Below are 25,945 nucleotides of genomic sequence, written 5' to 3' on the forward strand. Positions count from 1 at the left end.
TTGGCATCGGGTATTGCCTTGAAACCTGACGTAATGAGGGCAATGCGAAAGATGTTGACCAGCAAACGCCCGGACAAAGTAGGGCTGACCCTGGCTGAATTTTCAATACCTAAGACGGGAAAAGCGGAGGGATAAGTTCCAGCACCCCTAGGGTCGGCTGAGAGGCGCCGGATTGCCACCCCTGCTAAGCGTTGGGTTCAGGGGAGTGGACAGTTGACGGGTGGCGACGGAAACCCGCCGCCAGCAAAACGTGGGCATCATTGGCTTTCGCATATTACAAGTCGTGATACCCTGCTGAACCTGCCCCATGAGACAGCCCGATCGCCGAATCGGATTCTTCTGCTACTTACCCTAAACGCCCCCAAGATATCTGCCCCACCGTTGGCTTTGGACCACGTCTACTATCATGCTTTGTATATTGTTTTGCATTTTGCGAATCCCGCATTCCTATTGCTTGACGGCAATGTTGGGTATAGACAGTAATCACAGCTAGTTGATAAGGGTTATTGGATTGCCGCCGTATCTTTGTTCTTGTATTTTTGCAAGAAGGTTAAATCTATGGCCATATAACTGAGCTTCCTTTTGAACGACATCGAAAAAGAAACAAAGGCAGAGGTCTGGGGCAGGCTGGCGTATCTCTCCCCGGATCTGCTCTGCACGGCGGACGAATCGGGGAACTTCGTCCACGTCAACGGCGCCTGCGAGTCCATCCTGGGCTATACCAAGGGCGAGCTGATAGGACTCAACTACGCTGAGCTGCTCCTGCCGGAGGACTACCCCTCCACGGACCGGGCCATCAGGGGCCTGAGGACTGACCCGAGGCTGACCTCCTTCGAGAACCGCTACGTGCACAGGGACGGGCGCACCATCCACATGATGTGGTCCCTGACCTGGTCAGACACGGACGGGATGATCTACGCCATCGGCCGAGACATCACCGAGATGAAGGTCGCCAGGCTGCGCCTGCAGCAGAGCGAGCAGCACTACAGGAGCCTCTTCGACCAGAACCCGGACATCATCTTCCTCGAGGGGCGCGATGGCCTGGTGACGAAGGTGAACGATTGCTTCGCCTCAACGCTCGGCCTCGCCGGGGAGGATGTCGTGGGGAAAGGCGCATCCTCCTTCCTGCCCGGGGAGACGGCCATGGTCGCGGAGAGATCCCTGCAGGCGGCCCTGCGCGGGGATACGCTCCGGTGCGACATGGAGATGGTGACCGCCGGGGGCGAGCGGCGGACCTTCGACACCGTCAAGCTGCCGGTCAAAGCGAATGGGCAGGTGATCGGGGTGCAGACCATCGCCAAGGACATCACCCCGATGCTGCGCGCCTATGAGACCATCCAGAGGCAGGCCCGTAAGCTTGAGACCATTTTCGAGAGCATCAGCGACGGGTTCTTCACCCTTGACTGGGAATGGAACTTCACCTCGGTGAACCGGGAGGCCGAGCGGCTGCTGGGGCTGGACAGGGGCTACCACCTGGGCAGGAACGCATGGGAGGAGTTCCCCTCCGAGCTGAACGGGGAGTTCTACCGGCAATACCACCAGATTGCTCAGACGGGCGAGTCAGCCTATTTCGAGGCTTACTTCTCGGGTACCGGCAGGTGGCTGGAGGTGAAGGCTTACCCTTCCTCCGAGGGCCTCTCCATCTACTTCGCCGATATCACCGAGAAAGTGAGGTACAGGAAGGAGCTGGAGCGGCTCTCCCTGGTAGCCAGCAAGGCGAACAACGGGGTCATCATCGCCGACCGGGACTGGAACATCGAGTGGGTGAACGCCGGTTTCACCCGGCTGACGGGCTACTCCCTGGAGGAGGCCTCTGGCCGGCAACCCTCGGAATTGATGCGCAGCAGCGAGGCCTCCAGGAAATCCTTCGCCTCCCTGGAGGGCAGGCTGCTTTCCGGGGAGCCGATCTCCTTCGAGGTGCTGAACCTGAAGAAAACCGGGGAAGAGGTGTGGCTGTCGGTGGAGATCAACGCGGTCTTTGAGGAGGAAGGCCGGATAACGGGGTTTATCGAGATCCAGACGGACATCACAGCCCTGAAGCGGTCAGAGCAGGAACTGACCGAAGTGGCCAAAGACCTGTACCGGCAGAACAGGGACCTCCAGCAGTTCACCTACATCGTATCCCATAACCTCAGGGCCCCCGTGGCGAACATCCAAGGGTTGGCCGAGGCCTTGGCAAGTGCCCCCCGGGATCCGGATAGATTCGGCACCTCGCTCTCCTACCTGAGGGAAAGCGTACTGCGGCTGGACATGGTGCTGCGCGACATGAACACGATCCTGAGCATCCGCGAGGGCAAGGGGGCCCTTCAGCAGGAGGAGGTTGACCTTGGCCTTGTCCTCGGGCAGGCCCTTGCCTCCTTCCAGGGGCAGCTTGGGGAAATAGGCGGGCAGGTGGTCAACGGAATCGCGGGAGGGACCAACATCAGGGCGAACAGGGCTTACCTGTACAGCGTCTTCCATAACCTGATCTCCAACGCCATCAAATACAGAGGGGAGGGAACCCAGCTCAGGATACGCGTGACCTGCTACCCCGGCGCGGGTGAGGGGGTGTTCATCTCCCTTTCCGACAATGGCTCAGGCTTTGACATGGGGAAAGCGGGGAAAGACGTCTTCAAGCTCTACAAACGCTTCCATCGGGGCAGGGAGGGAAGGGGACTGGGGCTGTTCATGGTCAAGAACCAGGTGGAGGCCATGGGTGGCCATATAGAGGTTAGCAGCAAGGTGGGGCTCGGGACCAGGTTCCTGATCTACCTCCCCAAGGGCTGACCAAAGAGGCCACCGTGCACGTGTCGGCAGGCAAAGGCAAGCCCGCAAACAGGCGGGAGGCGGAAGAAAAAACCACCGGGCCCCAACCCAAGGCGGTATAAGGCGGTATATGCATGCCATAAGCAAGGAGAAGAGGTATGGGCAACAGATTTGAGCGGCGGGGCATCCCAGCCAATGAGCGGGAGAGGCTCAAGAGGCTGCAGGGCTACGGATTGGAGAAGGAGTATGAGCTTTCGGGGACTTTCCAGCACGTGGCCAGTATGGCGGCCCACATGTTCGGGGTCCCCATGGCTTTGGTCAGCTTCGTGAGGGACACCGCTGTGATCGTGGGGGCGAGCGTGGGGTTAGAGGGGATCAGCGAAGTGGCCCGGGACATCAGCCTGTGCTCCATGGCGATCCTGAAGGACGGCGTCACCGTTTTCGAGAATGCCAAAGACGAGCCTTGCCTAGCGTCCAACCCCCTGGTGCACGGGCAGCTGGGGTTACAGTTTTACGCCGCCGCCCCCCTGAGGACTGCGGACGGTTACAGCATCGGGGTCGTTGCCGTCTGCGACCAACGCCCCCGCGCCTTCTCGGAGCAGGATGAGCGGCTGTTGCAGGGCCTGTCCCTCATCATCATGGATGAGTTGGAGGACCGGCTAGCCCCGTGACCTTTGTCTGCGCCTATGATCAAACCGCCCCATGGGCAGCGGCAAAGGGTCGGCCACAACATCGGCGCACTCTGCAACGTGGACAAGGAACCCAGGGAGTTCTCCGCAGGCGAGCAGAAGATTTTGGAGAACCTCGCCTCCATTGCCGTAGAGGAGTTGGAGAAGGGCTTACCGTAGTCGGCTGTACTTTGGCACAGAGAGAGGCTTGGCAACGTGAGACGCCTTGCCTATCAAGCCATGTCAATCCCTATTGCAGTCACCCCACCGCATTGAAGCATCTGCCCTCTATCCGCCTGCGCTCTGGGACAGCGACACTTCAAGGCGCCCTATAAGGGCTGTGCAGCTGCAAAGGGTGTGCCCTACGGAAAAGGGTATCATTCCTGCTAAGCGAAAGTCTCATATTGATGGAATACCTGCGGCCTTAAAGCATTCTGGGCCGCTTTTCAAAGGACGGCCCAAAAACAGGAAGAAGGGCAACATTAACTAAGGTGTGAGGGACAGAATAGTGCTCTGGCATGAAGCCTTCTCAGACTTTCCCTGATGAGAACAAGCGATTTACAGGCGGGAAGCCCCAGGCCTCCTACCAAGTCAATGAAGGTAAAATCTTATCCTGAGAATAACGCCAGGGGGGCGACAGCTTTGTGAAAAGCTTAGGGAAGAGAAGTTATCACACAAGTCACTGCTTCGCTACGCAGAATCTTAATTTCTAGCAAAGCCGGTATACTTTTATATAGTTCCTACGTACTGCTTTTGGGAAATAGCATGGGCTCGGAATACTTGTTAGGAGTATCTTTGTTGCCTCTTCCATTGTTGGTTGGTCAGAAACAAGTCTGAAGGCGAGCCACTCACTTGAGGCATAGCCAATGGCGTGTTTAGATTTCAATAAGGGAAGAAAGAGTAACAATCTTATCTCACCACCTTACCTGCGGCTTGAAGCTCAAGTATGACTCAAAAACTTACAAACGTATTTGACAGAATCTTTCTAACCATTACCCAAGATCAGGAAAATCAGTGGATACACACAGATTGGTTTGGATACCTGACGGAGGAAAACATTAAGACAGGTGCCTTGGCGTACACTAAAGCCGTGCGGGAATCCGGCTACAGCTGTGTGCTTAATGATACCAGCCATGTGGTAGGAGGCTGGGACCACTCCATAGACTGGGTGGTAAATGAATGGAGTCCGCAGGCCGCCAACGCCGGGATAAAGCACTTTGCCCTGATTACCACGCCGGAGTCATTTGCAGAATCCACTGCCTCTAACTTCTTCTCTACCATCACGGCTTTCAGGGTAAAAGTGTTTGGCAACATGGACGCTGCCCGGCAATGGCTGAGACAGTACTCTTTAGACAACAATAGCATCTAACCTTAGTTGACGGAATTATCATGGAAGATCAGGTAGAACTCAAAAAAGTATTCGGTGACGTTTTTTTCCGGGCCAGAAGAAGCCAAACCGATTCACTGCTCTATGGCTACTGGTACGGCGTACAGTCTGTTGAGACGGTAAAGGAGGGCGGCTATAAATTTCTGTAGATGATCCAAGAAAAGCCTTATTCCAAACTCCTGAACAGCAATCAGAATGTGATTGGCTCCTGGGACATGGCCTTGGAATGGGCTCAAAACGAATGGGCGCCCGCTATGCGCAAAGCAGGGCTGCGCTACCTGGCGTACGTAGTGCCCGCCAGCTATTATGCCACCCTCACCGTAGAGACCCTGATACAGCGCATAGATGATGAGTTTGAGATCAGGACCTTTGACAAGGAAACTGATGCAGAAGCGTGGCTCCTATGCCAGCAGTAAACCCATCAGCACCACCACTGCTCTTTGTGGCACTGCGGGGCAATGCCCATGGGCGCTACCTTCTCCCTCGGTGGAAGCCAAGTAGAGGGTAGCAGGGGAGCAAGAGCAAAGCAGCTGTCCCATCAAACAGCAGGTTCCCGAGCCAGATTTTGGTATCACATTAACAAAGGTTGGGTCAACGCTTTCCGGGCCCTGTGGAACCTCTGTTTGCACCATTGGCCTAAACCATGGCCAACGGTGCGTTTCACGTCGACTAACCGTTGTCTTTTCCGTTGGCTTTCCGTTGGCTTTTCGGGCTATCTACCATTGGAATCGAGTCAAGCGGTGTCCCGGAAAACGGAAACTTTACAGGACAGCTCCCAGGTTTTCGCAGCAATGCCTGCCGCCTTCTGAACATAAGAGCCATTATAGGCTAGGTACATTAATGCTAAAATTGCGTGGCCTCGATATGAGAATAGCTTTATTTATAAGTTTCTGTAAGCTCCACTAAGCACTCCAACAGCTATGCCTCATCAAGTCAACCGCCACGCATAACTAGCTATCAATACTTTCATTAACGTAGGAGTAACAATCCCGCCCAATCCATGAGACAGGCCAGCGTAAAACAGCGATGACAGAGCAAATAAGGACCTACGGTTTCAAGAAGGGCTTGCCGGCTGAATTTGAGATTGTCTCCATCTCAGATTTATACCAGAAGCAAAAGGAAATCTTGACCTCTCCCCATAGGACTGCCTTTTACCACGTCATCTGGTTTCAAAAGGGGGCACCCACCCATTTGGCAGATTTTAGCCCTGTCGCCATAACACCCGGTACATTATTGTTTCTGAAGAAGGACACCGTGCAGTTGTTTGACTCAGCTGTGAGGTATGAGGCCAAAGCCATCCTGTTCACGGACAGTTTCTTTTGCAAGACCGACAAGGACCTCAAGTTCCTGCGCAACTCAATCCTGTTCAACGACCTACTTGATGTCTCCCGCATCCAGATAGAGGAAGCCTCCGATATGCTGCAGGACCTCTTCCTGCTCATGGAAAAGGAGGCAGGGAACGCCCACGAGCCAAACCACGCGGCAGTCCTCCAGAACTGTCTTCACAGCTTCCTGCTGCTGGCCGAGCGGGAGCGCCGGAAGCAGGGATTCACCGCGATAAAGCCTGGCGCCGACTTGGACTACACCATCCTGTTCAAGGACCTGGTTGACGCCCATTTTAGGCAACTCAAACTGGTGAGCAGCTACGCGGGCGAGTTGAGCGTCACTGAGAAGCGGCTGAACCAAGCCACCTCAAGGGTATTGGGGAAGTCGCCCAAGAATGTGATCGACGCCAGGGTGATGCTGGAGGCCAAGCGCCTCCTGGCCCATACGAGTGAGAGCATCAAGGAGATCGGTTTCGAGTTGGGCTTTGACGAGCCCACAAACTTTATCAAGTTCTTCCGCAGGCACCATGGCACCACGCCCGTGGAATTTCGCGAGAGTCTGGCGCTGGACTGAATGTATCATCCTTCCGCCCAAACCTACCTTTCCGCCCGCCCTGATTAGCCGGACCTTTGTGATGTAATCAAAGCGAAACACCATGAAGATTTTAAAAGCATCAGTACTTTCCCTAGCCGTGGCAATGGGACTTAGCAGCTGCTCCTCTGAGTTAATCAACCAATCAACCCTAAAGAAGACGGAAATGACCAAGAAACAAGTAGTAGACCTATTGAAAGCCATTGAGACGGGTGAGTCGACTCCTGTGGCCGTAATCAACCCTAACAAGTACACCCAGCACAACACGGGCATAGCAGATGGTCTTGCCGGTTTCGGCGCGGCATTGGCTCAGCTTCCTCCCAACTCAGCGAAGGTAAATACCGTGCGCGTTTTCCAAGACGGCGACTTCGTGTTCGCCCACACGGACTATAACTTCTTCGGCCCAAAGATTGGCTTTGACATCTTCCGCTTTGAGGACGGTAAGATAGTAGAGCATTGGGACAACCTCCAGCAGACGCCGACCTCCCCTAACCCGAGCGGCCATACTATGATTGACGGCCCCACGCAAGCCACAGACCTGGAGAAGACAGAGGTAAACAAAGCCTTGGTGAAAAATTTTGTGGATGACATCTTGGTGAACGGTCGCATGGAGAAGCTGGCAGGTTACTTCAATGGTGACAACTACATTCAGCACAACCCTCAGATTGCCGACCAGCTGTCAGGACTAGGTGCTGCGCTGGAGGCGATGGGCAAGGCTGGCATCACCATGAAGTACGATACTATCCACAAGGTGCTAGGCGAGGGCAACTTCGTGCTGGTGGTAAGCGAGGGAAGTTTCGCCGGGAAGCACACCTCCTTCTATGACCTGTTCCGGGTGGAGAACCACAAGATCGCCGAACACTGGGACGTGCTGGAGACCATCACCCCGAAGGAAGAGTGGAAGAACCAGAACGGTAAGTTTGGGTTTTAACCGCGTTTAACCTCACAAACAGACGGGCGTACTTCACTTGGTAGGAGGACGTCCGTCTGTTTATTTACCATACTTGGTCTCGCTATGAACAGAAGTGAGCAGCTTAAACAGAATGCCATGGGTTTCTATGACCTGATGTTCAATCAGTGTCGCCCCAGCGAGGCGGTTGAAAAATATGTAGGGGGTACTTACATCCAGCACAACCCGCACGTGGGTGACGGCAAGGAGGCTTTCATCGCCTACTTTGAGTGGATGGCAAGGGAGTACCCAGGCAAGCGTGTGGAAGTCAAGAGAGCGGTTGCAGAGAACGATTTAGTGGTACTGCATTGTTACCAACATTGGCCCACCGACGAGGATTATGCCGGTATTGATATCTTCCGCTTTGACGATGACGGGAAAATAGTGGAACATTGGGATGTATTGCAGGTAATACCCAAGCGCTCAGCCAACAACAACTCGATGTTTTAGCGCGTGACACTAGCATCACCTAGGTAAATTTACTTTGCATTTCACTTCAAAATAATCCTTGCTTCAACTATCCTGTTTGCTGCTTGTCTGCGCAGCTTCTGCTGCTTACTTTCGCCTCAGTTCTAGCAAATGCTATTCTTGTAATCAGCTAATTCAAATACTCAATTCCTTCTGTCTGCTTGGTGTCTAAGTCCGAGTAATTCCTTGCCTATCCTATGAAATTCAAACTTAGCATCAATAGCTAGGCATAGTAGGAGAATAGGGTTACTAGTATTGCAGGTTGATATGATCACCTTTACGTGAAAGTTGCCCTCCAGTGGTTCCAACAAAAGGCTGTTTGAAAAGAAGGCTAACTGCAGTCTTATTGTGGTATCGTGGGATATTGGTGTCCGAATAGTGTCCGAAGAGCAATAAAAAAGCCCCTCAGAGTTAACTGAGAGGCTTTTGAGTAGTCCGTAGGGGAATCGAACCCCTGTTACCAGAATGAAAATCTGGTGTCCTAACCCCTAGACGAACGGACCAAAATAAGGATGTAGTAGTTGGTTGACCTTTTGTCAAGCCGTTGTAGTCCGTAGGGGAATCGAACCCCTGTTACCAGAATGAAAATCTGGTGTCCTAACCCCTAGACGAACGGACCATTCCGTTTTGATGGTGCAAATGTAGAGGGTTGGTTTTAATCTTCAAAACCCAGGAAGAAAAAGTTTATATATTTTTTTGGGACCGCAAGGCATTTGGCTGTAAAACAGCCTGGTAAGTTTCAAATAGAATTTTTCTGCCTGGGCGTTTTAGGGCCAGAATCCTGAAAACAGCCCTTAAACAGAAAGCCAGGCCAAAGCAGAAGTACATTAACCTTTCCCAATAAAACCAGAAATGCTGCGTGGGTAGCCTAAGAACCGTGCTTTTCCAGGCTGTACAAGATCTTGGCCAGCTCAAACAGGGTAGAATCACCCAAGCCGCTTTGCTGGCGGGCCTCTTGCTCATCGGCGCCTTCATAAAGCAGCCCTACGTACACGTGGTATCGTTGCAGGATTTGGGTGAGAATGCCCTGCAACGATGCCTTGGTGGTGTCCTCCTGGGCCTCGTGGGCAGCGGCCTTGTCTATCACCTCCTCCACCAGGTAAAATTCTTCCTGCATGATCTGGTGCCGGCCTTCCTCATCTACCACCAGGGGTTTGTACACCTTGAAAAAGTGCTGATCAACGGTAAGGGTACTTCCGGTGGAGTCGCGCAGGTCAATGACGTGCGGCGAGTCGGGGAGCCTTTTCTGGGCGATTTGCTGAAAAAGCTCCAGAACCAGCTTTCCCTGGTCTGGGTAGTTTGAAAGCAGGGCCACCAGCTCCTCCATGGCAAACCCCAGCGAAATGCTTTTGGCCTCAGGGGCGGCGTGCAGGGTGCCGTTCACGGTTACTGCCGTGTCTTCGTCATACACAATCTCCTCTATTTCCACGGGGTCTGTGAGCAGGACCGAGGTTGGGGTGTAGGTGGCCGGGTCTATGCCCTTCGGGTTTCCTGCGGAGGCTTGGCGGACTTCTTCCGCTTCGGCCTGGGCCACCATGGCCGAGACAAAGGTGCTGCCCTCGCCGCTCTCTCCCAGGGTCCGCAACTGCTGCAGGTACAGGTCCAGGAAGTGGAGTTGGGGTTTGAGCGTTTTGTAGATCTTGGTTCGGCGGAATGACTTGCGGTGTTGGTACAGCAGCGTGGCCACCTCACTGTAGCAATCCAACTCCTTTACAGTTTCCATTTCCTGCAGCACCGCCTCTGGGGTGGCTTTGCCCTTCAAGAGCAGTTCCTCATACAGGAAAATGGGGTAGTCGTGGGTAGGCTGGCCAATCTCGGGCAGCACGTTGAAGGCACTTTGCTTTTCTTCCCGCGCCTCCAGCAGCACCTCCAGGTTGGTCTTCACGGGGGCGGTGAGGTGGGCGGTGGCGGCCTGCTGTAAATGCGCCTGCGCCTCCTGGAGCACCTCCGGGGACAGCTCGGGAGCCTCGGTGAACAGCCACAGGATCTGCAGGTGGTCGTGGGTGGGCGGAATGCCGTAGGCCGCCATGATCTCCTCCTCCAGCTCAATGACCGCCTCAAACAGCCGGGTGTTTTCCTCAGGGCCGCCTTGCGCCTTCAGTTCCTGATAATATTGGTAGTATTTCTTGAGTTTATCCTTCACCTGCATGTCCAGTGTTCCTTCTCTTGTGGTTTTAGTAGATTGAAGCCTCGCGCTGCTCCCTTTGCCTGGTCTTGGGGCCACTTGTTGGGCGTAAAGCAAACGTGTTGACAGAAAGCTGCCAACACGCTTGTGGGGCCGGTGGGCTAACCGGCTGCTTGGGCTTGTACGCAAATAAACCCAAGTAGATGCTTCCTGGCGGCGCAAGGACACGCTGCGTGAACCGGCTGCCTTGCTAAGTATTAACTATCAGCTCTTTATTTGGCGCTGCCCACCAGTTTCTCTGCCCTGAACAGAGGATCGGCGGCCTGTAAGATCTTGGCCTTGAGCTTAGGGTTGTAGGCTGGGTGCTGCTGCAGGAACGTGCGCACCGTTTGGGCTGCCGAAGGGCTCTGGTAAGCACCCAGCGTAGCCGAAAGCCAGTTGTAGGGGAAGAAAATGTCGCCGGTAAGCTGAATCTCCTGCAGCAGCTCCAGGCTGGCGGGCAGGTACTGCTCTGAGGTGGCGGCCCGCAAGGGATGGTGCAGGTACCCCAGGGCAGTGACCACCCAGGCTTCTTTCTCCCTGTTTTCCTCCTTCTGGAGGGAAGCAAAGAAGGCATCGCGCACGGCCGCCTCAGGCGAAAGGGCCGGCATCAGGAACTCCATCCGTTGCTTACGGTCGGGGTTCTGGATGCGCGTGCGTTGTTTGGCAAGAACGGGCGTGGGCGCGGCGTAGTCCCGTACGGCCAGGGCCAAGGCCAGCGAGGTGTAATCTTCCTCGGTAAGGGTGACGTTCTGAGGGGGCTGCTCTTTGTCCCAGATCTGGTACAGCCGGTCCTGGGCCGCTTTGGTCAGGGCAATGCTCTGGTAGGTTTTGAACAGGAGTTTCTTGGAGTTGGCATCGGGGTTTCGCTCCAGGGCCGTCCATAGCTCTTGTTCCAGGGCCGGGGCCAGCTGAAGCTTTTCCGTGGGGCGGAGCAGGCGCCAGAAAATATCCGACAACTGGCCCGTGAGCAGCTTCAGGTTCAGCTCTTCGGTTTCCTGCTGGAGGCCGCCGCGGTAAAGCGCCAGCAGTTGCCCCGGTTCCATTGAGCGGCCGTTGAGCATGTTCTCGTAGAGGTTGATGTAAGCCGAGGCCCGTACCACCGGATCTTTGAGGCTGAACAGCGCCGAGGTGCCCCGGGCATCTACCGGAAACACGCCGTAGCCCTGGCCTTTGGTGTTGAAGACCACGTACTGCGGCGCCGCTTCGCCCGCCACCTCCTGCAGCGTCACCTGCCGCGCATTCAGGTTTACCGGTATCTCCCTGGTGCGGTCTGGGTAGACCAGGATAAGCGTGAAAAACTGGGGCCAGAGCCGGTCAGAACCATCCTCAGCCTGCTGGGTAAGCACCAGCCGCTCTATCTTGCCGCCGTTGGTCTGGAGCGAGTAGTCAATGACCGGCCGGCCGGGCTCGTTCACCCACACCTGGTTCCAGGCTTGCAGGTCGGCGGGGGTGTACTGGTCCAGGATCTCAATGAGCTGGGGCCAGGTGGCGTTGCCGAAGGCGTACTTCTTGAGGTAGTCCTGCACCCCTTTCCGGAACGGCTCTTCGCCCATGAGCTGCTCCAGCTGCCGCATCATGACCGGGGCTTTGTGGTAGATGATGTTGCCGTACATGGAGCCCGCATCCTGCAGGTTGTCCAGCTCCTGACGGATGGGGTTGGCCCCCGCCGTGCGGTCTACGCTGTAGGCGGCGGGCAGGTGGTCTATCAGAAACTTAAGGTCATAGTTGGCGTGCCGCAGAGTCTGCTGGGTAATCTTGTCGGCCATGAAATTGGCGAAGACTTCCTTCATCCAGACATCATTGAACCACGGCATGGTCACCAGGTCGCCAAACCACATGTGGGCGGTCTCGTGGGCAATGAGGCTGGCGCGGGCAATCTGCTGGTCCTGGGTGGCGCCTTGGTCCAGGAAGAGGGTGGAGGCTTTGTACTGAATGGCCCCCACGTGCTCCATGCCCCCGTACTGGAAGTCGGGGATGGCCACAAAGTCAAACTTCTGGAACGGGTACGGAATCTGCGTGTACTGTTCCAGAAAGCGCAGCGCATCCTGGTGGTGCTGGAAGATGTGGCTCTGGCTTTCCTTCAGCTTGGAGGCATCGGTCTCGCGGTGCAGAAACCGCATGGCCCGCTTGCTGTCTTCCCGCACAATGGAGTGGAACCTGCCGGCGGCAAACGAGAACAGGTACGTGGAGATGAGGTCAGACTGCCTGAACCGCAGCGTCTTGCGGTTGCCGCTGATGGTTTCTTCCTCCACGGCCCCGTTGGCGATAGCGCTCCAGTCGCGGGGGAGGGTGAGCGTGAGGGCGAAGGTGGCTTTCAGGTCGGGTTGGTCAAAGCAGGGGAACACCGTTCGGGCCCGGTCGGGCACCAGCAAGGTGTAGAGGAAGTCCTTGTTCCGGTTCAACGACAGATTGCCGGCCACAAACCGGACCTCCACCGTATTGGGGCCCTTTTTCAGGAATCTGGCCGGAAGCATCAGGTGCTCATTCACCCACTCCACGGGTACCGGTTTCTGGTTCACGGTAAGCTGGGCCACGTTCTCGGGCTTTTCCTTAAAGTCAAGGGGCAGGGACTGCTTCGGGTCGGTCAGGTCAAAGGTAATGGTCTCACTGGCCTGAATTGGGTCTTGCTTCCGGGCCGGAATGTCCAAGGCAAGCCGGTAGGCCAGGTTGGAGATTGCGCGTTTCCTGGCCTCGGCCAGCCGTTTGGAGACCCCGGCCTCTACGGTAACCGCGGTTGGGTGGGGGCCGGCAGGACCCCGCTGGCAGGAAACGGTAGTGGCGGCCACGCTCAGAAAAAGCGAGCCTGTGAGAAAGTATTTGCTAAAGTTAGTTTTCATGCTTTTCAAAATTACAAACTTCTCTTTTCTTGCAGGGGAATGTAGGGGAAGGAACTCTGTTTTCAGCCTGTTTTGCCTAAAAAGGCCCTAAAACCGAGTCGGCCTGCCCCAGTTGACCTTTTGACCTTAGCCCATGATGGAAAAGAAAGTAGTGGTGGCCTCTACCAACCCCGTGAAAGTACAGGCGGCCCTGGCCGGCCTGAAGCGGATGTTCCCCGAGAGTACCTTCCGGGCAGAGCCGGTGTCGGTTGCCTCGGGCGTGGCCGACCAGCCCTATTCAGACGAGGAAACCCTCACCGGGGCCCTCAACCGGGTTCAAAACGCCCGCGCCGCCCACCCCGACGCCGATTTCTGGGTGGGCTTGGAAGGGGGCGTGCAAGCCACGGACGGGGAGTTGGCCACCTTCGCCTGGATTGTGGTGCAGGCCGGCGAGAAAGTGGGCAAGGCCCGATCAGGCACCTTCTTCCTGCCCCAGGCCGTGGCCCAGCTGGTCGCCCAGGGGGTGGAGCTGGGGCCCGCCAACGACCAGATCTTTAGGCAGGTAAACTCCAAGCAAAAAGGCGGTGCCATTGGTATCTTGTCGCAGGGCGTGCTGGACCGCAAGGAACTGTATGAGCAGGCGGTGCTGCTGGCCCTGGTTCCGTTCAAAAGCCCGGCGGTGTACTAACTACCACCAACCCAAACGAAATGGCGAACCCGGCGGCCTCCCTTCCTCAGAAAATTAAGTACCAGCTGTACCCGCTGGGCGAGGCGGCCCTGGTGGTGCAGTTGGGCGACACCATTTCGCCCGAAACGTTCCGGCGGGTGCAGGCCTGCGCCCGCCGGCTTGCCCAACGGCCTTTCCCCGGGTTCCTGGAGCTGGTGCCGGCGTACACCACGGTCACCGTCTACTTTAACCCGCTGCAGGTAAGCGGCCATTGCCACCCAACCCCGTACCACCGGGTAGCCCGGCAGGTGGAGGAACTGCTGCAAGGAATGGAACCGGGGGCTGCGCCTGAAGCCACGGAGGCGGTCATGCTACCGGTGTGTTACGGCGGCGTTTTTGGGCCAGATCTTGAATTTGTGGCCCAAACCAACCAGCTCACGCCCCAAGAAGTGATTGCCCTACACACCCAGCCGGAGTACGTGGTGTACCTGATCGGGTTTGCGCCGGGGTTTCCGTACCTGGGCGGCATGAATCAGCGGATAGCCGCCCCCCGCAGAGCCACGCCGCGCGGGGCCATCCCGGCTGGTTCGGTGGGCATTGCCGGTCACCAGACCGGGGTTTACCCGCTGGAAACGCCCGGCGGCTGGCAGTTGATCGGGCGTACGCCACGGGCCCTTTTCCGGCCAGACAGTTCATCGCCCAGCCTCCTCAAAGCCGGGGACACCGTGAGGTTCTACCCCATTTCTGAGCAGGAGTTCCGCCACTGGCAGGAGGGAGGCACGCATGAGCCTTAGGGTGGAAAAAGCGGGACTGCTCACCACGGTGCAGGATTTGGGCCGCTGGGGCTACCAGCAGCAGGGCGTGATAGTGGGCGGAGCCATGGACCCCGTGGCGCACAGGGTGGCCAACTGGCTGGTGGGCAATGCCCAGGAGGCCGCCACCCTGGAATTTACCATGTTGGGGCCCAGCCTTCGGTTTGCGGCAGACCACCTCATTGCCCTCACGGGCGGTAGTTTCGCGGCCCAGATCAACGGCAAGGCGGTTCCTGCCTGGCGGCCCCTGCTGGTAAGGAAAGGCGCTCTGCTGGAAGTGGGCAGGGCCAGGCAGGGCGCCAGGGGCTACCTGGCGGTGGCCGGCGGCATCCAGGTGCCGCTGGTGCTGGGGAGCGCGTCTACTTACCTGCGGGCGGGCATTGGCGGTTTAAAAGGCGCGCCGCTGCAGGAGCAGGCGATGGTGCCTTGCCCGGGCAGCTCCAACCCAGAATTCCCACCTCTTGGCTGGGAAACGGGGCACCAGAATCTTGAGCGGACAACTTGGTTTGTGCGCCCAGCCTGGTACCAGGGCTTCCGGCAGGAGCTGGTGATCAGGGTGCTGCAGGGGCCGGAGTACGGGTGGTTTTTCCGGGAAAGCCAGCGGGCCTTCTGGCAGCAGCCGTTCCAGGTAACGCCCCAGTCGGACCGCATGGGCTACCGGCTGGCAGGTCCTGCGCTCGGTTTGGCGGAGCCCCGCGAGCTGCTGTCTACGGCTGTGACCTTTGGCACGGTGCAGGTGCCGCCCCAGGGAAACCCCATCGTGCTCATGGCCGACCACCAGACCACCGGCGGGTACCCCCGGATAGGGCAGGTAATCCGCGCCGATCTTGCTGCCCTGGCCCAGGTACTGCCGGGGCAGCGCATCCGGTTTCAGGAGGTAACCCTGGAAGAAGCCTACCGGCTGCTGTACGAGCAGGAGCGCCACCTAGCGCAACTTAAAAGTGCCCTTTCCCTAAAACGTAAAAGATGAGCAAGACCCTCTCTGTGGATTTAAACTGTGACATGGGCGAAAGCTACGGAGCCTACCGCCTGGGCCAGGACGAAGCCATTCTGCCCTACGTCACCTCTGCTAACGTGGCCTGCGGGTTTCATGCCGGCGACCCCCTGGTAATGGAAAAAACGGTGCGGGCTGCCCTGGAACACGGGGTGGCCATTGGGGCACACCCCGGCCTGCCCGATCTGGTGGGCTTTGGGCGGCGGGAGATGGCCATTTCACCCCAGGAAGCTTACGCCCTCACCGTGTACCAGATAGGCGCGCTGGCCGCCTTTGTGACCGCCCAGGGAGGAACGCTGCACCACGTTAAACCCCACGGTGCTCTCTACAATATGGCCGCCGTGAACGCCCCCCTGGCCGAGGCCATCGCCGAAGCCATTTACAAGGTAAACCCGCAGTTGCTGTTGTACGGCCTGGCGGGCAGCGAACTGATCAGGGCCGGCGAAAAGCTGGGCCTCCAGACTGCCCAGGAAGTCTTCGCCGACCGCACCTACCAGCCAGACGGAACCCTCACTCCCAGAACCCAGCCCAACGCCCTGATCACCGATTCCCAGACAGCCCTCCGGCAGGTCATCAGGATGGTGAAGGAAGGGAAAGTAGTCTCCCAACAGGGCACCGAGGTGGCCATCAAGGCAGATACGGTGTGCCTGCACGGCGATGGGGCCCACGCCCTCCCGTTCGCCCGGCAAATCAGGGATGCGCTGCGGCAGGAAGGCATTCAGGTCTCTGCGGTTCAATAAACCCTACCAGGCCGGTACCTTTTCGGCAGCTCAGAAGGGCAGCCATTTTTCAACAGGAGTAATTTTGTTTTCTGCCCTAAAACGGGAAAATGCCCCCGAAACGGATGTAACAAACTCTCCCATATTCAATCATTCACGCAATCGCTCATGCCACAAAAAAAGGACTGGAGTGTTTTACTGGGGGCCGCGTTTCTGATGGCCACCTCGGCGGTGGGGCCGGGCTTCCTGACGCAAACCACGGTGTTTACCCGCAGCCTGGGGGCCAGCTTTGGGTTTGTGATCCTGGTTTCTATTCTGCTGGATCTGGGCGTGCAGCTGAACGTGTGGCGGGTGATTGCCGTGTCTGAGAAACGGGCGCAGGACATTGCCAATGCGGTGCTGCCGGGCCTGGGGCTGGTGATCTCGGTGCTGATTGTGCTGGGCGGACTGGCCTTCAACATCGGGAACGTGGGCGGGGCAGGCCTGGGTTTTAACGTGCTGTTTGGCGTGTCGGTGGAGACGGGGGCCTGGATGGCGGCGGCCATTTCCATTGCCGTGTTTCTGGTGAAAGAGGCCGGAAAAGCGATGGACTGGTTTGCCCAGGCCATGGGCTTCCTGATGATCTTGTTGATTGTGTACGTGGCGGTGTCCTCTGCTCCCCCGGTGGGAGAGGCGCTCCAGAAGACCTTTCTGCCCGACCAGTTGGACGTCATCGCCATTATTACGCTGGTGGGAGGCACCGTGGGCGGGTACATCACCTTTGCCGGGGGGCACCGCCTGTTGGATGCCGGGGTGAAAGGGCCGGCCGCCCTGCCGCAGGTGACAACCAGCGCCATCTGGGGCATCTCGGTGGCGTCCCTCATCCGGGTTTTTCTGTTCCTGGCCTCCCTGGGAGTTGTGGCCAAAGGCCTGGTGCTGGACGATGCCAACCCGCCGGCCTCGATGTTTCAGCTGGCGGCCGGAACGGTGGGCTACAAGCTCTTCGGGGTGGTGATGGTGTCAGCGGCCATTACCTCGGTGATTGGGGCGGCGTACACGTCTGTTTCCTTTATCAAGTCCTTCCACGGGGGCATTCAGCGGTACGAGAACTGGGTAATCATCGGGTTTATCCTGGTTTCCACGCTTGTCCTGGTCTTGGTGGGCAAGCCGGTGCAACTGCTGGTGCTGGCCGGGGCCCTGAACGGATTGATTCTGCCCGTTACCCTGGCCACCATTCTGGTGGCGGCCCACCAACGCAAAACCGTGGGCGCGTACCGGCATCCGGTCTGGCTCACCTTTTTTGGGGGACTGGTGGTGCTGCTCATGGCCTGGATGGGAGGCTACACCCTGTGGCAGCAGCTTCCGCAGGTATTCTCTTAAAATAATGGGAGAAGCGTTTTGGGGCCGTTTTCAGGAAAGGACCCCTGAAACGGTTCAGCACCGCTAAGCCTGAAACAGAGGCTGCCCGCGGAGTTATTGCGGTATCAATTCAGGGCAGGGGCAAATCTGCGGAGGCGGGGTCTACCTCCAGGTACTGCGGAGCCACGTACTCCGTGAGCCAGACGCCATTTTCAGACAGATAGAAGACCTCACCGTTTTGGTGCATTTCCTGGCTTTTCACCCTGAAAACGATTGGCTTGCCGTGCCGGCGGCCTACCTGCAACGCAGTTGGCACGTCTGCGGAAAGGTGCACGTGCAGGCGGGACTGTTTCCTGATTCCTTCCCCCATGATCGCCGCAGCGCTGGCCGTGGATGTGCCGTGAAACAGGATCTCCGGCGGAGTGGCGGGAAGAAGTCCCACATCTACCGGCACCGAGTGGCCCTGGTTGGCCCTGATCCTGGTCTGGTCCGGGTGGAAGGCGAAGCGCTGTTTGTGGTTGGTGGCAACCACCCGCTGCAGCTGCTCCAGATCAACCGGCATGCCTTTTTGCTGCATTTTGTTCAGCAGTTCTGCCACCTCGGCCCAGCCGTTTGGGTCCAGGGTGATCCCGATCTTCTGGGGTTGGTGCCGGAGTACCAGGCTCAGGAATTTGCTCAGGTCTTTGTCGTTCATGGTAGGATCATACGCAAAAAGAAAGCCCCGGCGGTAGGGCCGGGGCTTTCAGTAATAAGCGGAATGGATTATTTCACTTCCTTTAGGAGTTCTTGCACGGCTACCTCCAGTTGCTGGTCTTTGCCTTTGCTCACTTGGTCATACTCGTTCATTACTTTCACGTCTGGCTCGGTCTGCAGGTTCTCCAGGTAGCGGCCCTGCACGTCTTTCACGCCCAGCGGCGGCACGCCCCAGCGCAGGCTGTTGTCCTGCAGGCTTTCCCATCCGGCAAAGGTACAGGTGCCCGGCACCGGCATGCCCACCAGCTTGCCCAGTTTCAGGTCCTGGTAGCTGAACGCGAAGCAGTGGCCGTCTGAGTAGTTGGCCTCATTGGCCAGCGCAATGCTAGGTTTGGTCCAGCGGAAGGAAGGTTCCAGGCCCACCGAGCGGTTGTCGGTGGTGTAGCTCAGGAACTGTTTGCCGCTCAGGAACATGGCCAGGTCGGCCACCAGGTCGCCGCCGGCGTTGTTGCGCGAATCTACCACCATGCCCTTGCGGTTGGCGTACTTGCCCATCACTTCTTCGTACACGGTGCGGTAGCTGGGGTCGCTCATGTTGGGGATGTGCACGTAACCCAGCTGCCCGTTGCTGAGGCGGTCTACTTCCTCGGCGTTGCGCCGCACCCAGCGCTTGTACAGCAGGGCGTTCTCTTCGCCCGCCGTGATAGGCTTCACCGTGATTTCGCGGCGTTTTCTGGAATCAGGGTCCAAAACGGTGAGCAGCACGTTCTTGCCGGCTTTGCGGTTCAGGAACTGCGCGTAGTCTTTGTCCGGGGTGAGCGTTTCGCCGTCAATCTTCTCTATGATCATGCCGGGTTTCACGTCCAGGCCGGCTTTCTGCAGCGGGCCTTCCAGGATTACTTCTTCTATTTTAAGGCCGTTTCCGGTGAAGTTCTGGTCAAAGAACACGCCCAGCGAGGCCGTGGCATCGGCGTTGACCGGCACGTTGGAGAAGCTGGCCCCCGAGTGGGACACGTTCAGCTCGCCCAGCAGCTCGCTCAGCAGCTCAGAGAACTCATAGTTGTTGCTGATGTGCGGCAGGTACTTCTCGTAGTCGGGCTTCAAGGCCTCCCAGTTGGCCCCGTGGAAACCGGCGGTGTAGAAGGTCTTCTGGGTGCGGCGCCACACGTGTTCCAGCATGAAGGCGCGCTCGGCGGCCACGTTCAGGTTCATGTCGCCGCTGATGCTCACGTTTTCCTGTTTGTTGGCCGCAGGGTCCAGTTTGATCACCCGGCCGTCGGCCAGCAGGAAGAGGTGCTTCTGGTCTTTGTCCCAGTCCATGGTGGCGCGGTTGGCGTTGAGGGTCACCGCCATTTTGGTTTCCTTGGTGCGCAGGTTGGTGCTCCAGAGATTGTAGCCCCGCTCAAAGCGGGCCAGGTAGTAGAGCGTTTCGCCGTCTTTGGAGACAACCGCGTCTGACAGGTTAGACGAGTGCAGGGTGAGGCGGGCCTTGCGGGTTTTGAGGCCTTCCCAGTCAATGGCCAAGTCTTCGTCCTTTTTCTTCTTTTTGTCTTTCTCCTTGGCAGCTTTCTCTTCCTGTTCCTTAAGTAAGGCGTAGTCTTCCTTGCTCAGCCTGAATTTGTCATAGGCGTCTTGCGTGAGGAAAAGAGCGAATACGTCTGACTGGGCCCCGCCGCTGTTGGCCTGGGCGCGCATGCCCTCGCGGGTGCTTTGCCAGATGAGCATTTTGCCGCCTAGCATCCACTGCGGCTCAGAGTCCTGGTAGCCGCTCTCGGTGAGGTTCATGCGCTTGCCCTTGCCATCGGCGGCAATGATGCCCACCTCGCCGTTCCAGTAGCCGGGCTCCGAGAACTCAAACGAGATCCATTTGCTGTCGGGGCTCCAGGTGAAGTACAGGTCGTTGTCGCGCATGGAGAACAGCTCATTGGTGGTGAGCAGCGTGCGTACTTTCTTGTCCTTGAGGTTGTACACCTTCAGGGTCATGCGGTCTTCCACAAAGCCAATCTCCTTGCCGTCTGGCGAGAACTGGGGCTGGTAGTTTTCCTTGTCGTTGTCAATGAGGGCAGTTTCCTTGAGCAGGGTAGAGGCGTAGAAATAAGGCTCTTCCTCGCGCACCCGCTGGGTCTGGTAGATGTTCCAGCCTTTGCCGCGCTCGCTGGAGTAGAGCAGGGTCTTGCCATCGGGCGAAAAGCTCACGCTGCGTTCCTGCTCGGGGGTGTTGGTGATGCGCTTGGTGGCGGTCCCTTCCACCGCCGAGACAAACACCTCGCCGCGGTAGATAAAGGCCACCTCCTTGCCGTTGGGCGACACCGCCAGGTCCTGCACGCCGTTGCCGGCTACCGGCACAATGCGCTCATTGTTGGTTTTGGCGTCGGCGGCGATGACCACGTTCACTTTCCGGGGCTGCCCGTTGGCCGGCATGGTGTACAGGTCACCGTCCTGGCTGAAGCACAGCACGCCGTTGGCAGACGCGCTCAGGAACCGCACCGGGTGTTTGGTGAACTGGGTTACCTGGCTGCCGGAGGCCGGGTTGCCCACGGCCATCTTGTGCACGTTAAAGGTGCCGCTGGCCTCGCTCAGATAATAGATGGTTTTCTCATTGTCGGCGAAAACGGGGGTACGGTCCTCGCCGGCGTAGGTGGTGAGTTTGGTGTGCTGGCCGGTTTTGGTGTCATAGCTCCAGAGGTCGCGCGCCACCGATGACACCTGGTGCTTGCGCCACTGGTTCTCGCCGCCTTTTTTGTCATGGTACAGCAGGGTCTGGCCGTTCTGGCTCAGTTTCACGTCCTCGGCGGGGGTGGTCAACACCTGCTGCACGCGGCCGCCGGTGAGGGCCACCTTGTAGAGCTCGGGCTGGTAAAATGTAGGGAATTGCCGGTTAGCGGCCGCATCCTGGCGGGCCGCCCCAAAGTACACGGTCTTGTTGTCGGGGCCCACTTCATAGGGGTACTCGTTCACCGAGTGGAAGGTCATGCGCTGCGCCTCGCCGCCGGTGGCCGGCAGCTGGAACAGGTCAAAGTTGCCGTAGCGGTCTGAGGCGAACACAATGGTTTTGCCGTCGCGGCTCCAGACCGGCATGAAATCGTGCGCCTCGTGGGCGGTGAGCGGAATGGCGTTGCCGCCGGCCGCCGGCACGCGGTAGAGGTCACCCTTGTAGGTGAACACAATGGTCTGCCCATCGGGCGAGATGGCCGGGTAGCGCATCCAGGACGGTGTGTTCTGGGCTTGGGCCGCGCCCCACGCGCCCGCCAGCAAAGCCCCGGTAAAGATCAGTTTTCTTAGCATAGAGAGGTATAAATGCGCAGTAAGTTACGCACCGCCCCGGGCATTTGAAAGAGCGCTTTCGGTTGGTAGCGCGGCTGTTGGCCTGTTTTGGGGGCATTTTCTGGGAAACAGCCCGGAAACGGTCCCACCCGCATCTCTACCTTGAAATCGGCGCCAGCCGGATTTTGCCCGGAAACTGAAAAAGGCCCCGAAAACCCCTGAACGGGCAGTTGTTTGGGCCTGCGCCAGAAAAGTTCCGGGATCGGGCAGATTTTAGCTTCATTATTTGTAATTAATCTAAATAGGTAGTTAGTTTGCTGCTGTTTAGAAGATGTCTAAATAACAAGGGTGGCGGGCTGACGAGTTTGCCCCCTGCTGTTTCACCCAGATGTGCCTTGTTGCTATAAACCCCTAGGTAATGTTTAAAAAACTAACCCTCTATACTTTCTTCCTCTTCTTCTCCCAGCTTGCCTTCGCGCAGCGCCATACTTCCCTCATCAGGGGCACCATTACGCAGGAAAACGGCTCTCCCTTGGCCTACGCCACCGTGGCGCTGGTAGGCACCGCCTACGGCACCTCCACCACCGAGACCGGTGCGTATGAAATCAGGCCCCTGGCCGAAGGTACCTACCAGATCAGGGTTTCCATGATCGGGTTCCAGACCGTAGACCAGAAGTTTCAGCTGCAGAGCAACCAGGAACTGGAGCTTTCGTTTGTGCTTCGCCCGGTTTCCAATGAAATTAAGCAGGTAGAGGTGTTTGGCGAACGCGAAAAGCAGCCCGATAAACTGGACGCCATCACCCGCCTTCCCCTCAAACCCATTGACCAGATCCAGTCCATCTCAGTGATCTCTGACCGATTGATTGAGCAACAAGGTGCTTTAACGGTGATGGAAGCGGCCCGCAACGTGCCCGGCGTGTATACCTACGCCACCTACGGCGGGGTGCGCGAGAGTATCTCGTCGCGCGGGTTCCGGGGCATCCCCACCCTGAAGAACGGCGTGCGGGTCCTCACCGATTTCCGGGGCATGGGTTTCTCCACTGATATGCAAGGCGTGGAAAGCATCCAGGTACTGAAAGGTGCCTCTTCCATTACCATGGGCACGGCCACCGACCTGGGCGGCCCCGGCGGAATTGTGAACGTGGTCACCAAAACGCCCAAGTTTGAGAATGCCGGGCAGGCCTCTTTGCGGGTGGGTAGCTTTGGCCTGGTGCGGCCCACGTTTGACGTGCAGGGCGTGCTGAACGAGACCAACACCCTGGCGTTCCGGATCAACGGCGCCTACGAGACCGGCGGCAAGTTCCGCGACCACATGACCAAGGAATCGTTCTACGTGAACCCGTCGCTGGCCTGGCGGCCAGACGCCAAAACCTCGGTGGTGCTGGAGATGGACTACTACAACAACAACCAGACCATTGACGCCGGTACCGTGAACCTGAGCGTGGGCAACAAAGAAAACCAGATCTATGACCTGCCCCGTGACCGGTTCCTGGGGTTTGAGTCAGACATTTCCACGGTGAAACACACCACCTTTGCCGCCCGGGTGAAACGCGACCTGACGGACAAGATCTACCTGCGGGCCGCCTTCTTTAGGTCTAACTATGACTCAGACGCCATCCGTACTTCGCTGGCCCCGGTAAAGACCGATGCCAGCAAGGGAATCAATGTTGACCAGGTAAACATCTACAACCGCTCCATTGCCCACAACCAGGCCCGCTTTGACAAAAGCAGCGTGTTCCAAGTGGATTTAGTGGGGGCCGATGTACAGTCTGGCTTTATTAAACACACCTTCCAGGTTGGGTTTGACTACCGCACCATTGACCTGGAAGAGCCCGTGTTCAACTCCATTGCCGTAGACCAGATCAACGTGCTGGATCCAGCCACCATCACCAATACCTTGCCCGCCAACATCGCCAATTTCCAGCGCACCGGCGGCACACACTCCTTTGACACCCGTCTGGGCCTTACCCTGCAGGATGTGATTCAACTAGCGCCTTGGGTGAGGTTGTACGGCGGGGTGCGCTACAGCACCACCCAGACCAGTACGCCAGAGGGCTCCAGAATTGAGCGCTCTAACTTCTGGAATCCGCTGGCCGGCGTTTTGTTCACCGTGCGGGAAGGAATCAACGTGTTTGGCTCTTACACCAACAGCACCAACCCCAGAACCGCCTCGGTGGTGGATGTGAACGGCAACGCCCTGGGCGCGGAGCGCATTGACCAGTACGAGGCCGGCGTGAAGACGTCTTGGTTCCATGACCGGCTCAGATTCAACCTCACGCTGTTCCAGATCAACAACAAAGACATGAACCTGCAGGTGTTCAGGGTAGACGAGAGCGGCGCGGTGGTAGCGGCCGGCTATTACACCAAAGGCGGCAACGATGAGCGCAAAGGGGCCGAGGTGGAGTTAACGGGCCGCGTGCTGCCCAACCTGGAACTGGTGGCCGGTTACGCTTACATTGATGCCCAATACAAAGAACATACTACCTTTGTGCCCGGCTCGGCGCCTAACAACACCCCCAAGCATACGTTCAATGCCTGGGCCAACTACTCGGTGCTGGAAGGGGCGCTTAGAGGCCTGAACGTGGGACTGGGCACCTACTACCTGGGCAAACGTCCATACAACGACTGGACCCTGCCCGGAGTGCAGTACCACAACATTGACCCTAACACCGCGCCCTGGTACAACAAGGCCTACACTCTGGTGAATGCGCAGTTAGGCTATGAGTTCCAGGAGCATTGGGGCGTGCGGGTGCTGTTCAACAACATCTTTGACAAAGTGGGGTATGATGCCTACCGGTCTAACTTTATTGACCGCATCCAGCCCCGCAATTTCTCAGGAACCGTTACGTACCGCTTTTAGGTTAGCAGACAGATACACTTGATCTCCCGGCAGTAGGCAAACCGCGCTCCCTGCCGGGAGCAGCAGCAGCAACCACTTATAAGATCCTATATGAAAAAGGAGTTCACCTGGCGAAAATTGTTCAACGACCTTCACCTATGGCTGGGGCTGGCCAGCGGTTTGGTGTTGTTTGTGGTGTGCCTCACCGGCACCCTCTTCACGTTCCACACCGAGATAGAGGAGGCGCTGGAGCCGCAGAAGTATGAGGTGCAGGTGCCGGCCAACGCCGTGGCCCTTAGCCCAGATGAACTCACTGCCCAGTTGCAAACCAGCCAGAAAGGCAAGGTAACCGCCCTGCAGATCTCGCAAGACCCCACCAAGCCGTATCGCCTTACCCTCAAGAAAGAAGGCGGTGAGAAAGGCGGAAAAGGCAAAGGCGAGCAAGCCAAAAGTGCCGCCGGCCCCGCTGCCGCAAAAGGAGGGGAAGGCAAGAAGGGCGGACCCGGCGGGAAAGGTGGTTCCGGTGGCGGCCGCGGCACCACGTACCTGGTAGACCAGTACACCGGCGAGGTAAAAGGCACCACCGAAGGGCCCGCCAGCGAGTTCTTTCACACTGTGGAAGGCCTGCACCGCACCCTCATGGTGAAAGCCGAGCCCGGCACCCTGAACTGGGGCAAGATTGTGGTGGGCGCTGCAACCATCATCTTCGTGTTCATCATTCTCTCCGGCTTGGTGATCTGGTTCCCTAAAAAGCTCAAGAACTGGAAGCAGGGCCTCAAGATCAAAACCAGCGGCAACTGGAAGCGCCTCAACCATGACCTGCACAATACCCTGGGGTTCTATTCTTCGTTCCTGCTGCTCATCATGGCCCTTACTGGCCTGTGCTGGTCTTTTGAATGGTACCGCGACGGGGCCAGTGCCTTGCTGGGAGACAAGATCTTCAAGCAGCGCGCCGAAAAGCCCCTGAACTCAGACCCGGCCGGGTTCGCCGCCCAGAAGCCTACCCTGGCAGAGATGATCGCCATTGCCGACGGTCTTCTGCCCTATGAAGGAAACTACCGCATCTCGTTGCCCCCAGACTCCGCCGCCGCCGTGGTGCTGAACAAAACCCAGAGCGGGTTCTTTACCCTGGCCGCCTCTGACAAGGTCCAGCTGGACCAGTACACTGGCAAAGCCCTCAAGGTAGAGAAGTTTGAAGACAAGAAGCTGAACGAGCAGATTGCCGCCTCTGTGCGGGGGCTGCACCTGGGCGAGATCTTCGGCACCTTCTCCAAGATCATCTATTTCATCTCCTGCCTGATTGCCACCAGCTTGCCCATCACGGGAACGCTGATCTGGTGGAACAAGCTCAAGAAAAAATCGGCCAAGCAAGTAGCCACCCGTCGGCCAGCGGTCTCTAAAGTATAGGACCCCGGGTCTTTTCGGGCCGATTTTCAGAAAACGGCCCCGAATCGCATTCTGCGGTAAGTATGTGCCAGCTGCCGCAGGATTTCAGTGTAACG

At 57.7% G+C, this 25,945-nt stretch carries 19 protein-coding genes and 2 tRNA genes; 15 read left to right on the top strand and 6 right to left on the bottom strand.

The genetic code is table 11. The annotated features are described in order from the left end of the window. The first annotated feature begins 582 nt into the window (after nt 1-582). The 8 genes from JT718_RS10260 to JT718_RS10295 all read left to right on the top strand — a co-directional run bounded on the left by JT718_RS10260 (nt 583) and on the right by JT718_RS10295 (nt 8,116). A complete protein-coding gene (locus JT718_RS10260) occupies nt 583-2,766 on the top strand; it encodes a PAS domain-containing sensor histidine kinase (protein WP_205502351.1) in 2,184 nt (727 codons plus the stop codon). 137 nt (nt 2,767-2,903) lie between these two features. Beyond that, complete coding sequence (locus JT718_RS10265) at nt 2,904-3,416, top strand: GAF domain-containing protein (protein ID WP_205502353.1); 513 nt, start codon at nt 2,904-2,906, stop codon at nt 3,414-3,416. Nucleotides 3,417-3,419: 3 nt separating this feature from the next. Then, a complete protein-coding gene (locus JT718_RS10270; protein WP_205502355.1) occupies nt 3,420-3,593 on the top strand; it encodes a hypothetical protein in 174 nt (57 codons plus the stop codon). A gap of 766 nt (nt 3,594-4,359) precedes the next feature. Next, nucleotides 4,360-4,782, top strand: coding sequence for a SpoIIAA family protein (locus tag JT718_RS10275; RefSeq protein WP_205502356.1), 423 nt, complete (start codon nt 4,360-4,362; stop codon nt 4,780-4,782). 167 nt (nt 4,783-4,949) lie between these two features. Further along, a complete protein-coding gene (locus tag JT718_RS10280; protein WP_205502358.1) occupies nt 4,950-5,216 on the top strand; it encodes a hypothetical protein in 267 nt (88 codons plus the stop codon). A 610-nt stretch (nt 5,217-5,826) separates the two neighbouring features. Then, a complete protein-coding gene (locus tag JT718_RS10285; RefSeq protein WP_374729164.1) occupies nt 5,827-6,699 on the top strand; it encodes a helix-turn-helix domain-containing protein in 873 nt (290 codons plus the stop codon). A 184-nt stretch (nt 6,700-6,883) separates the two neighbouring features. After that, entirely contained in the window at nt 6,884-7,648 is a 765-nt protein-coding gene (locus JT718_RS10290; protein WP_205502362.1) for a nuclear transport factor 2 family protein, read from the top strand. A gap of 84 nt (nt 7,649-7,732) precedes the next feature. After that, the gene (locus tag JT718_RS10295) at nt 7,733-8,116 is read left to right on the top strand and encodes a nuclear transport factor 2 family protein (protein WP_205502363.1); all 384 of its coding nucleotides are present in this window, start codon (nt 7,733-7,735) and stop codon (nt 8,114-8,116) included. A 449-nt stretch (nt 8,117-8,565) separates the two neighbouring features. On the opposite strand, the gene JT718_RS10300 is transcribed toward JT718_RS10295, so the two are convergent. The 4 genes from JT718_RS10300 to JT718_RS10315 form a co-directional block, all read right to left on the bottom strand. Beyond that, nucleotides 8,566-8,637, bottom strand: a tRNA-Glu gene (locus JT718_RS10300). 44 nt (nt 8,638-8,681) lie between these two features. After that, a tRNA-Glu gene (locus tag JT718_RS10305) sits at nt 8,682-8,753 on the bottom strand. Between the two features lie 249 nt (nt 8,754-9,002). Continuing rightward, nucleotides 9,003-10,283, bottom strand: a complete 1,281-nt coding sequence (locus JT718_RS10310; protein ID WP_205502365.1) for a hypothetical protein — start codon at nt 10,281-10,283, stop codon at nt 9,003-9,005. A gap of 248 nt (nt 10,284-10,531) precedes the next feature. Continuing rightward, complete coding sequence (locus tag JT718_RS10315) at nt 10,532-13,138, bottom strand: M1 family metallopeptidase (protein WP_205502367.1); 2,607 nt, start codon at nt 13,136-13,138, stop codon at nt 10,532-10,534. Between the two features lie 133 nt (nt 13,139-13,271). Here JT718_RS10315 and yjjX point away from each other — a divergent pair, with 133 nt between their 5' ends. The 5 genes from yjjX to JT718_RS10340 all read left to right on the top strand — a co-directional run bounded on the left by yjjX (nt 13,272) and on the right by JT718_RS10340 (nt 17,668). Beyond that, the gene (gene yjjX / locus JT718_RS10320; protein ID WP_205502369.1) at nt 13,272-13,805 is read left to right on the top strand and encodes an inosine/xanthosine triphosphatase; all 534 of its coding nucleotides are present in this window, start codon (nt 13,272-13,274) and stop codon (nt 13,803-13,805) included. 20 nt (nt 13,806-13,825) lie between these two features. After that, a complete protein-coding gene (gene pxpB, locus JT718_RS10325) occupies nt 13,826-14,578 on the top strand; it encodes a 5-oxoprolinase subunit PxpB (RefSeq protein WP_205502371.1) in 753 nt (250 codons plus the stop codon). Next, entirely contained in the window at nt 14,568-15,566 is a 999-nt protein-coding gene (locus JT718_RS10330; RefSeq protein ID WP_205502372.1) for a 5-oxoprolinase subunit C family protein, read from the top strand. Before pxpB ends, JT718_RS10330 begins: the two co-directional genes overlap by 11 nt. Beyond that, nucleotides 15,563-16,330, top strand: coding sequence for a LamB/YcsF family protein (locus tag JT718_RS10335; protein ID WP_205502374.1), 768 nt, complete (start codon nt 15,563-15,565; stop codon nt 16,328-16,330). Before JT718_RS10330 ends, JT718_RS10335 begins: the two co-directional genes overlap by 4 nt. 147 nt (nt 16,331-16,477) lie before the next feature. Beyond that, nucleotides 16,478-17,668 (top strand): NRAMP family divalent metal transporter, encoded by a 1,191-nt coding sequence (locus JT718_RS10340; protein ID WP_205502375.1) that lies wholly within the window; start codon nt 16,478-16,480, stop codon nt 17,666-17,668. Between the two features lie 109 nt (nt 17,669-17,777). Here JT718_RS10340 and JT718_RS10345 read toward each other — a convergent pair whose 3' ends face one another. Together JT718_RS10345 and JT718_RS10350 are read right to left on the bottom strand one after the other, a co-directional pair. Then, nucleotides 17,778-18,341 carry an RNA 2'-phosphotransferase gene (locus JT718_RS10345; RefSeq protein ID WP_205502377.1) on the bottom strand — a complete coding sequence of 188 codons (564 nt, stop codon included), beginning with the start codon at nt 18,339-18,341 and terminating at the stop codon, nt 17,778-17,780. 68 nt (nt 18,342-18,409) lie between these two features. Further along, nucleotides 18,410-21,625 carry a S41 family peptidase gene (locus JT718_RS10350; protein ID WP_205502378.1) on the bottom strand — a complete coding sequence of 1,072 codons (3,216 nt, stop codon included), beginning with the start codon at nt 21,623-21,625 and terminating at the stop codon, nt 18,410-18,412. Between the two features lie 397 nt (nt 21,626-22,022). On the opposite strand from JT718_RS10350, the gene JT718_RS10355 reads away from it, so the two are divergent. Together JT718_RS10355 and JT718_RS10360 are read left to right on the top strand one after the other, a co-directional pair. Beyond that, nucleotides 22,023-24,464, top strand: a complete 2,442-nt coding sequence (locus tag JT718_RS10355) for a TonB-dependent receptor (RefSeq protein WP_205502380.1) — start codon at nt 22,023-22,025, stop codon at nt 24,462-24,464. A 90-nt stretch (nt 24,465-24,554) separates the two neighbouring features. After that, entirely contained in the window at nt 24,555-25,850 is a 1,296-nt protein-coding gene (locus JT718_RS10360; RefSeq protein WP_205502382.1) for a PepSY-associated TM helix domain-containing protein, read from the top strand. Nucleotides 25,851-25,945: the final 95 nt, after the last annotated feature.

This window comes from Rufibacter psychrotolerans, from assembly GCF_016924645.1.
Lineage (GTDB): Bacteria > Bacteroidota > Bacteroidia > Cytophagales > Hymenobacteraceae > Nibribacter > Nibribacter psychrotolerans.

Bases quoted from the DNA above. Each gene is read 5' to 3' on its own strand.
- JT718_RS10265 (WP_205502353.1), top strand. From the start codon at position 2,904: ATGGGCAACAGATTTGAGCGGCGGGGCATCCCAGCCAATGAGCGGGAG.
- JT718_RS10275 (WP_205502356.1), top strand. From the start codon at position 4,360: ATGACTCAAAAACTTACAAACGTATTTGACAGAATCTTTCTAACCATT.
- JT718_RS10280 (WP_205502358.1), top strand. From the start codon at position 4,950: ATGATCCAAGAAAAGCCTTATTCCAAACTCCTGAACAGCAATCAGAAT.
- JT718_RS10285 (WP_374729164.1), top strand. From the start codon at position 5,827: ATGACAGAGCAAATAAGGACCTACGGTTTCAAGAAGGGCTTGCCGGCT.
- JT718_RS10290 (WP_205502362.1), top strand. From the start codon at position 6,884: ATGACCAAGAAACAAGTAGTAGACCTATTGAAAGCCATTGAGACGGGT.
- JT718_RS10295 (WP_205502363.1), top strand. From the start codon at position 7,733: ATGAACAGAAGTGAGCAGCTTAAACAGAATGCCATGGGTTTCTATGAC.
- JT718_RS10310 (WP_205502365.1), bottom strand. From the start codon at position 10,283: ATGCAGGTGAAGGATAAACTCAAGAAATACTACCAATATTATCAGGAA.
- JT718_RS10315 (WP_205502367.1), bottom strand. From the start codon at position 13,138: ATGAAAACTAACTTTAGCAAATACTTTCTCACAGGCTCGCTTTTTCTG.
- yjjX (WP_205502369.1), top strand. From the start codon at position 13,272: ATGATGGAAAAGAAAGTAGTGGTGGCCTCTACCAACCCCGTGAAAGTA.
- pxpB (WP_205502371.1), top strand. From the start codon at position 13,826: ATGGCGAACCCGGCGGCCTCCCTTCCTCAGAAAATTAAGTACCAGCTG.
- JT718_RS10330 (WP_205502372.1), top strand. From the start codon at position 14,568: ATGAGCCTTAGGGTGGAAAAAGCGGGACTGCTCACCACGGTGCAGGAT.
- JT718_RS10335 (WP_205502374.1), top strand. From the start codon at position 15,563: ATGAGCAAGACCCTCTCTGTGGATTTAAACTGTGACATGGGCGAAAGC.
- JT718_RS10340 (WP_205502375.1), top strand. From the start codon at position 16,478: ATGCCACAAAAAAAGGACTGGAGTGTTTTACTGGGGGCCGCGTTTCTG.
- JT718_RS10345 (WP_205502377.1), bottom strand. From the start codon at position 18,341: ATGAACGACAAAGACCTGAGCAAATTCCTGAGCCTGGTACTCCGGCAC.
- JT718_RS10350 (WP_205502378.1), bottom strand. From the start codon at position 21,625: ATGCTAAGAAAACTGATCTTTACCGGGGCTTTGCTGGCGGGCGCGTGG.
- JT718_RS10355 (WP_205502380.1), top strand. From the start codon at position 22,023: ATGTTTAAAAAACTAACCCTCTATACTTTCTTCCTCTTCTTCTCCCAG.
- JT718_RS10360 (WP_205502382.1), top strand. From the start codon at position 24,555: ATGAAAAAGGAGTTCACCTGGCGAAAATTGTTCAACGACCTTCACCTA.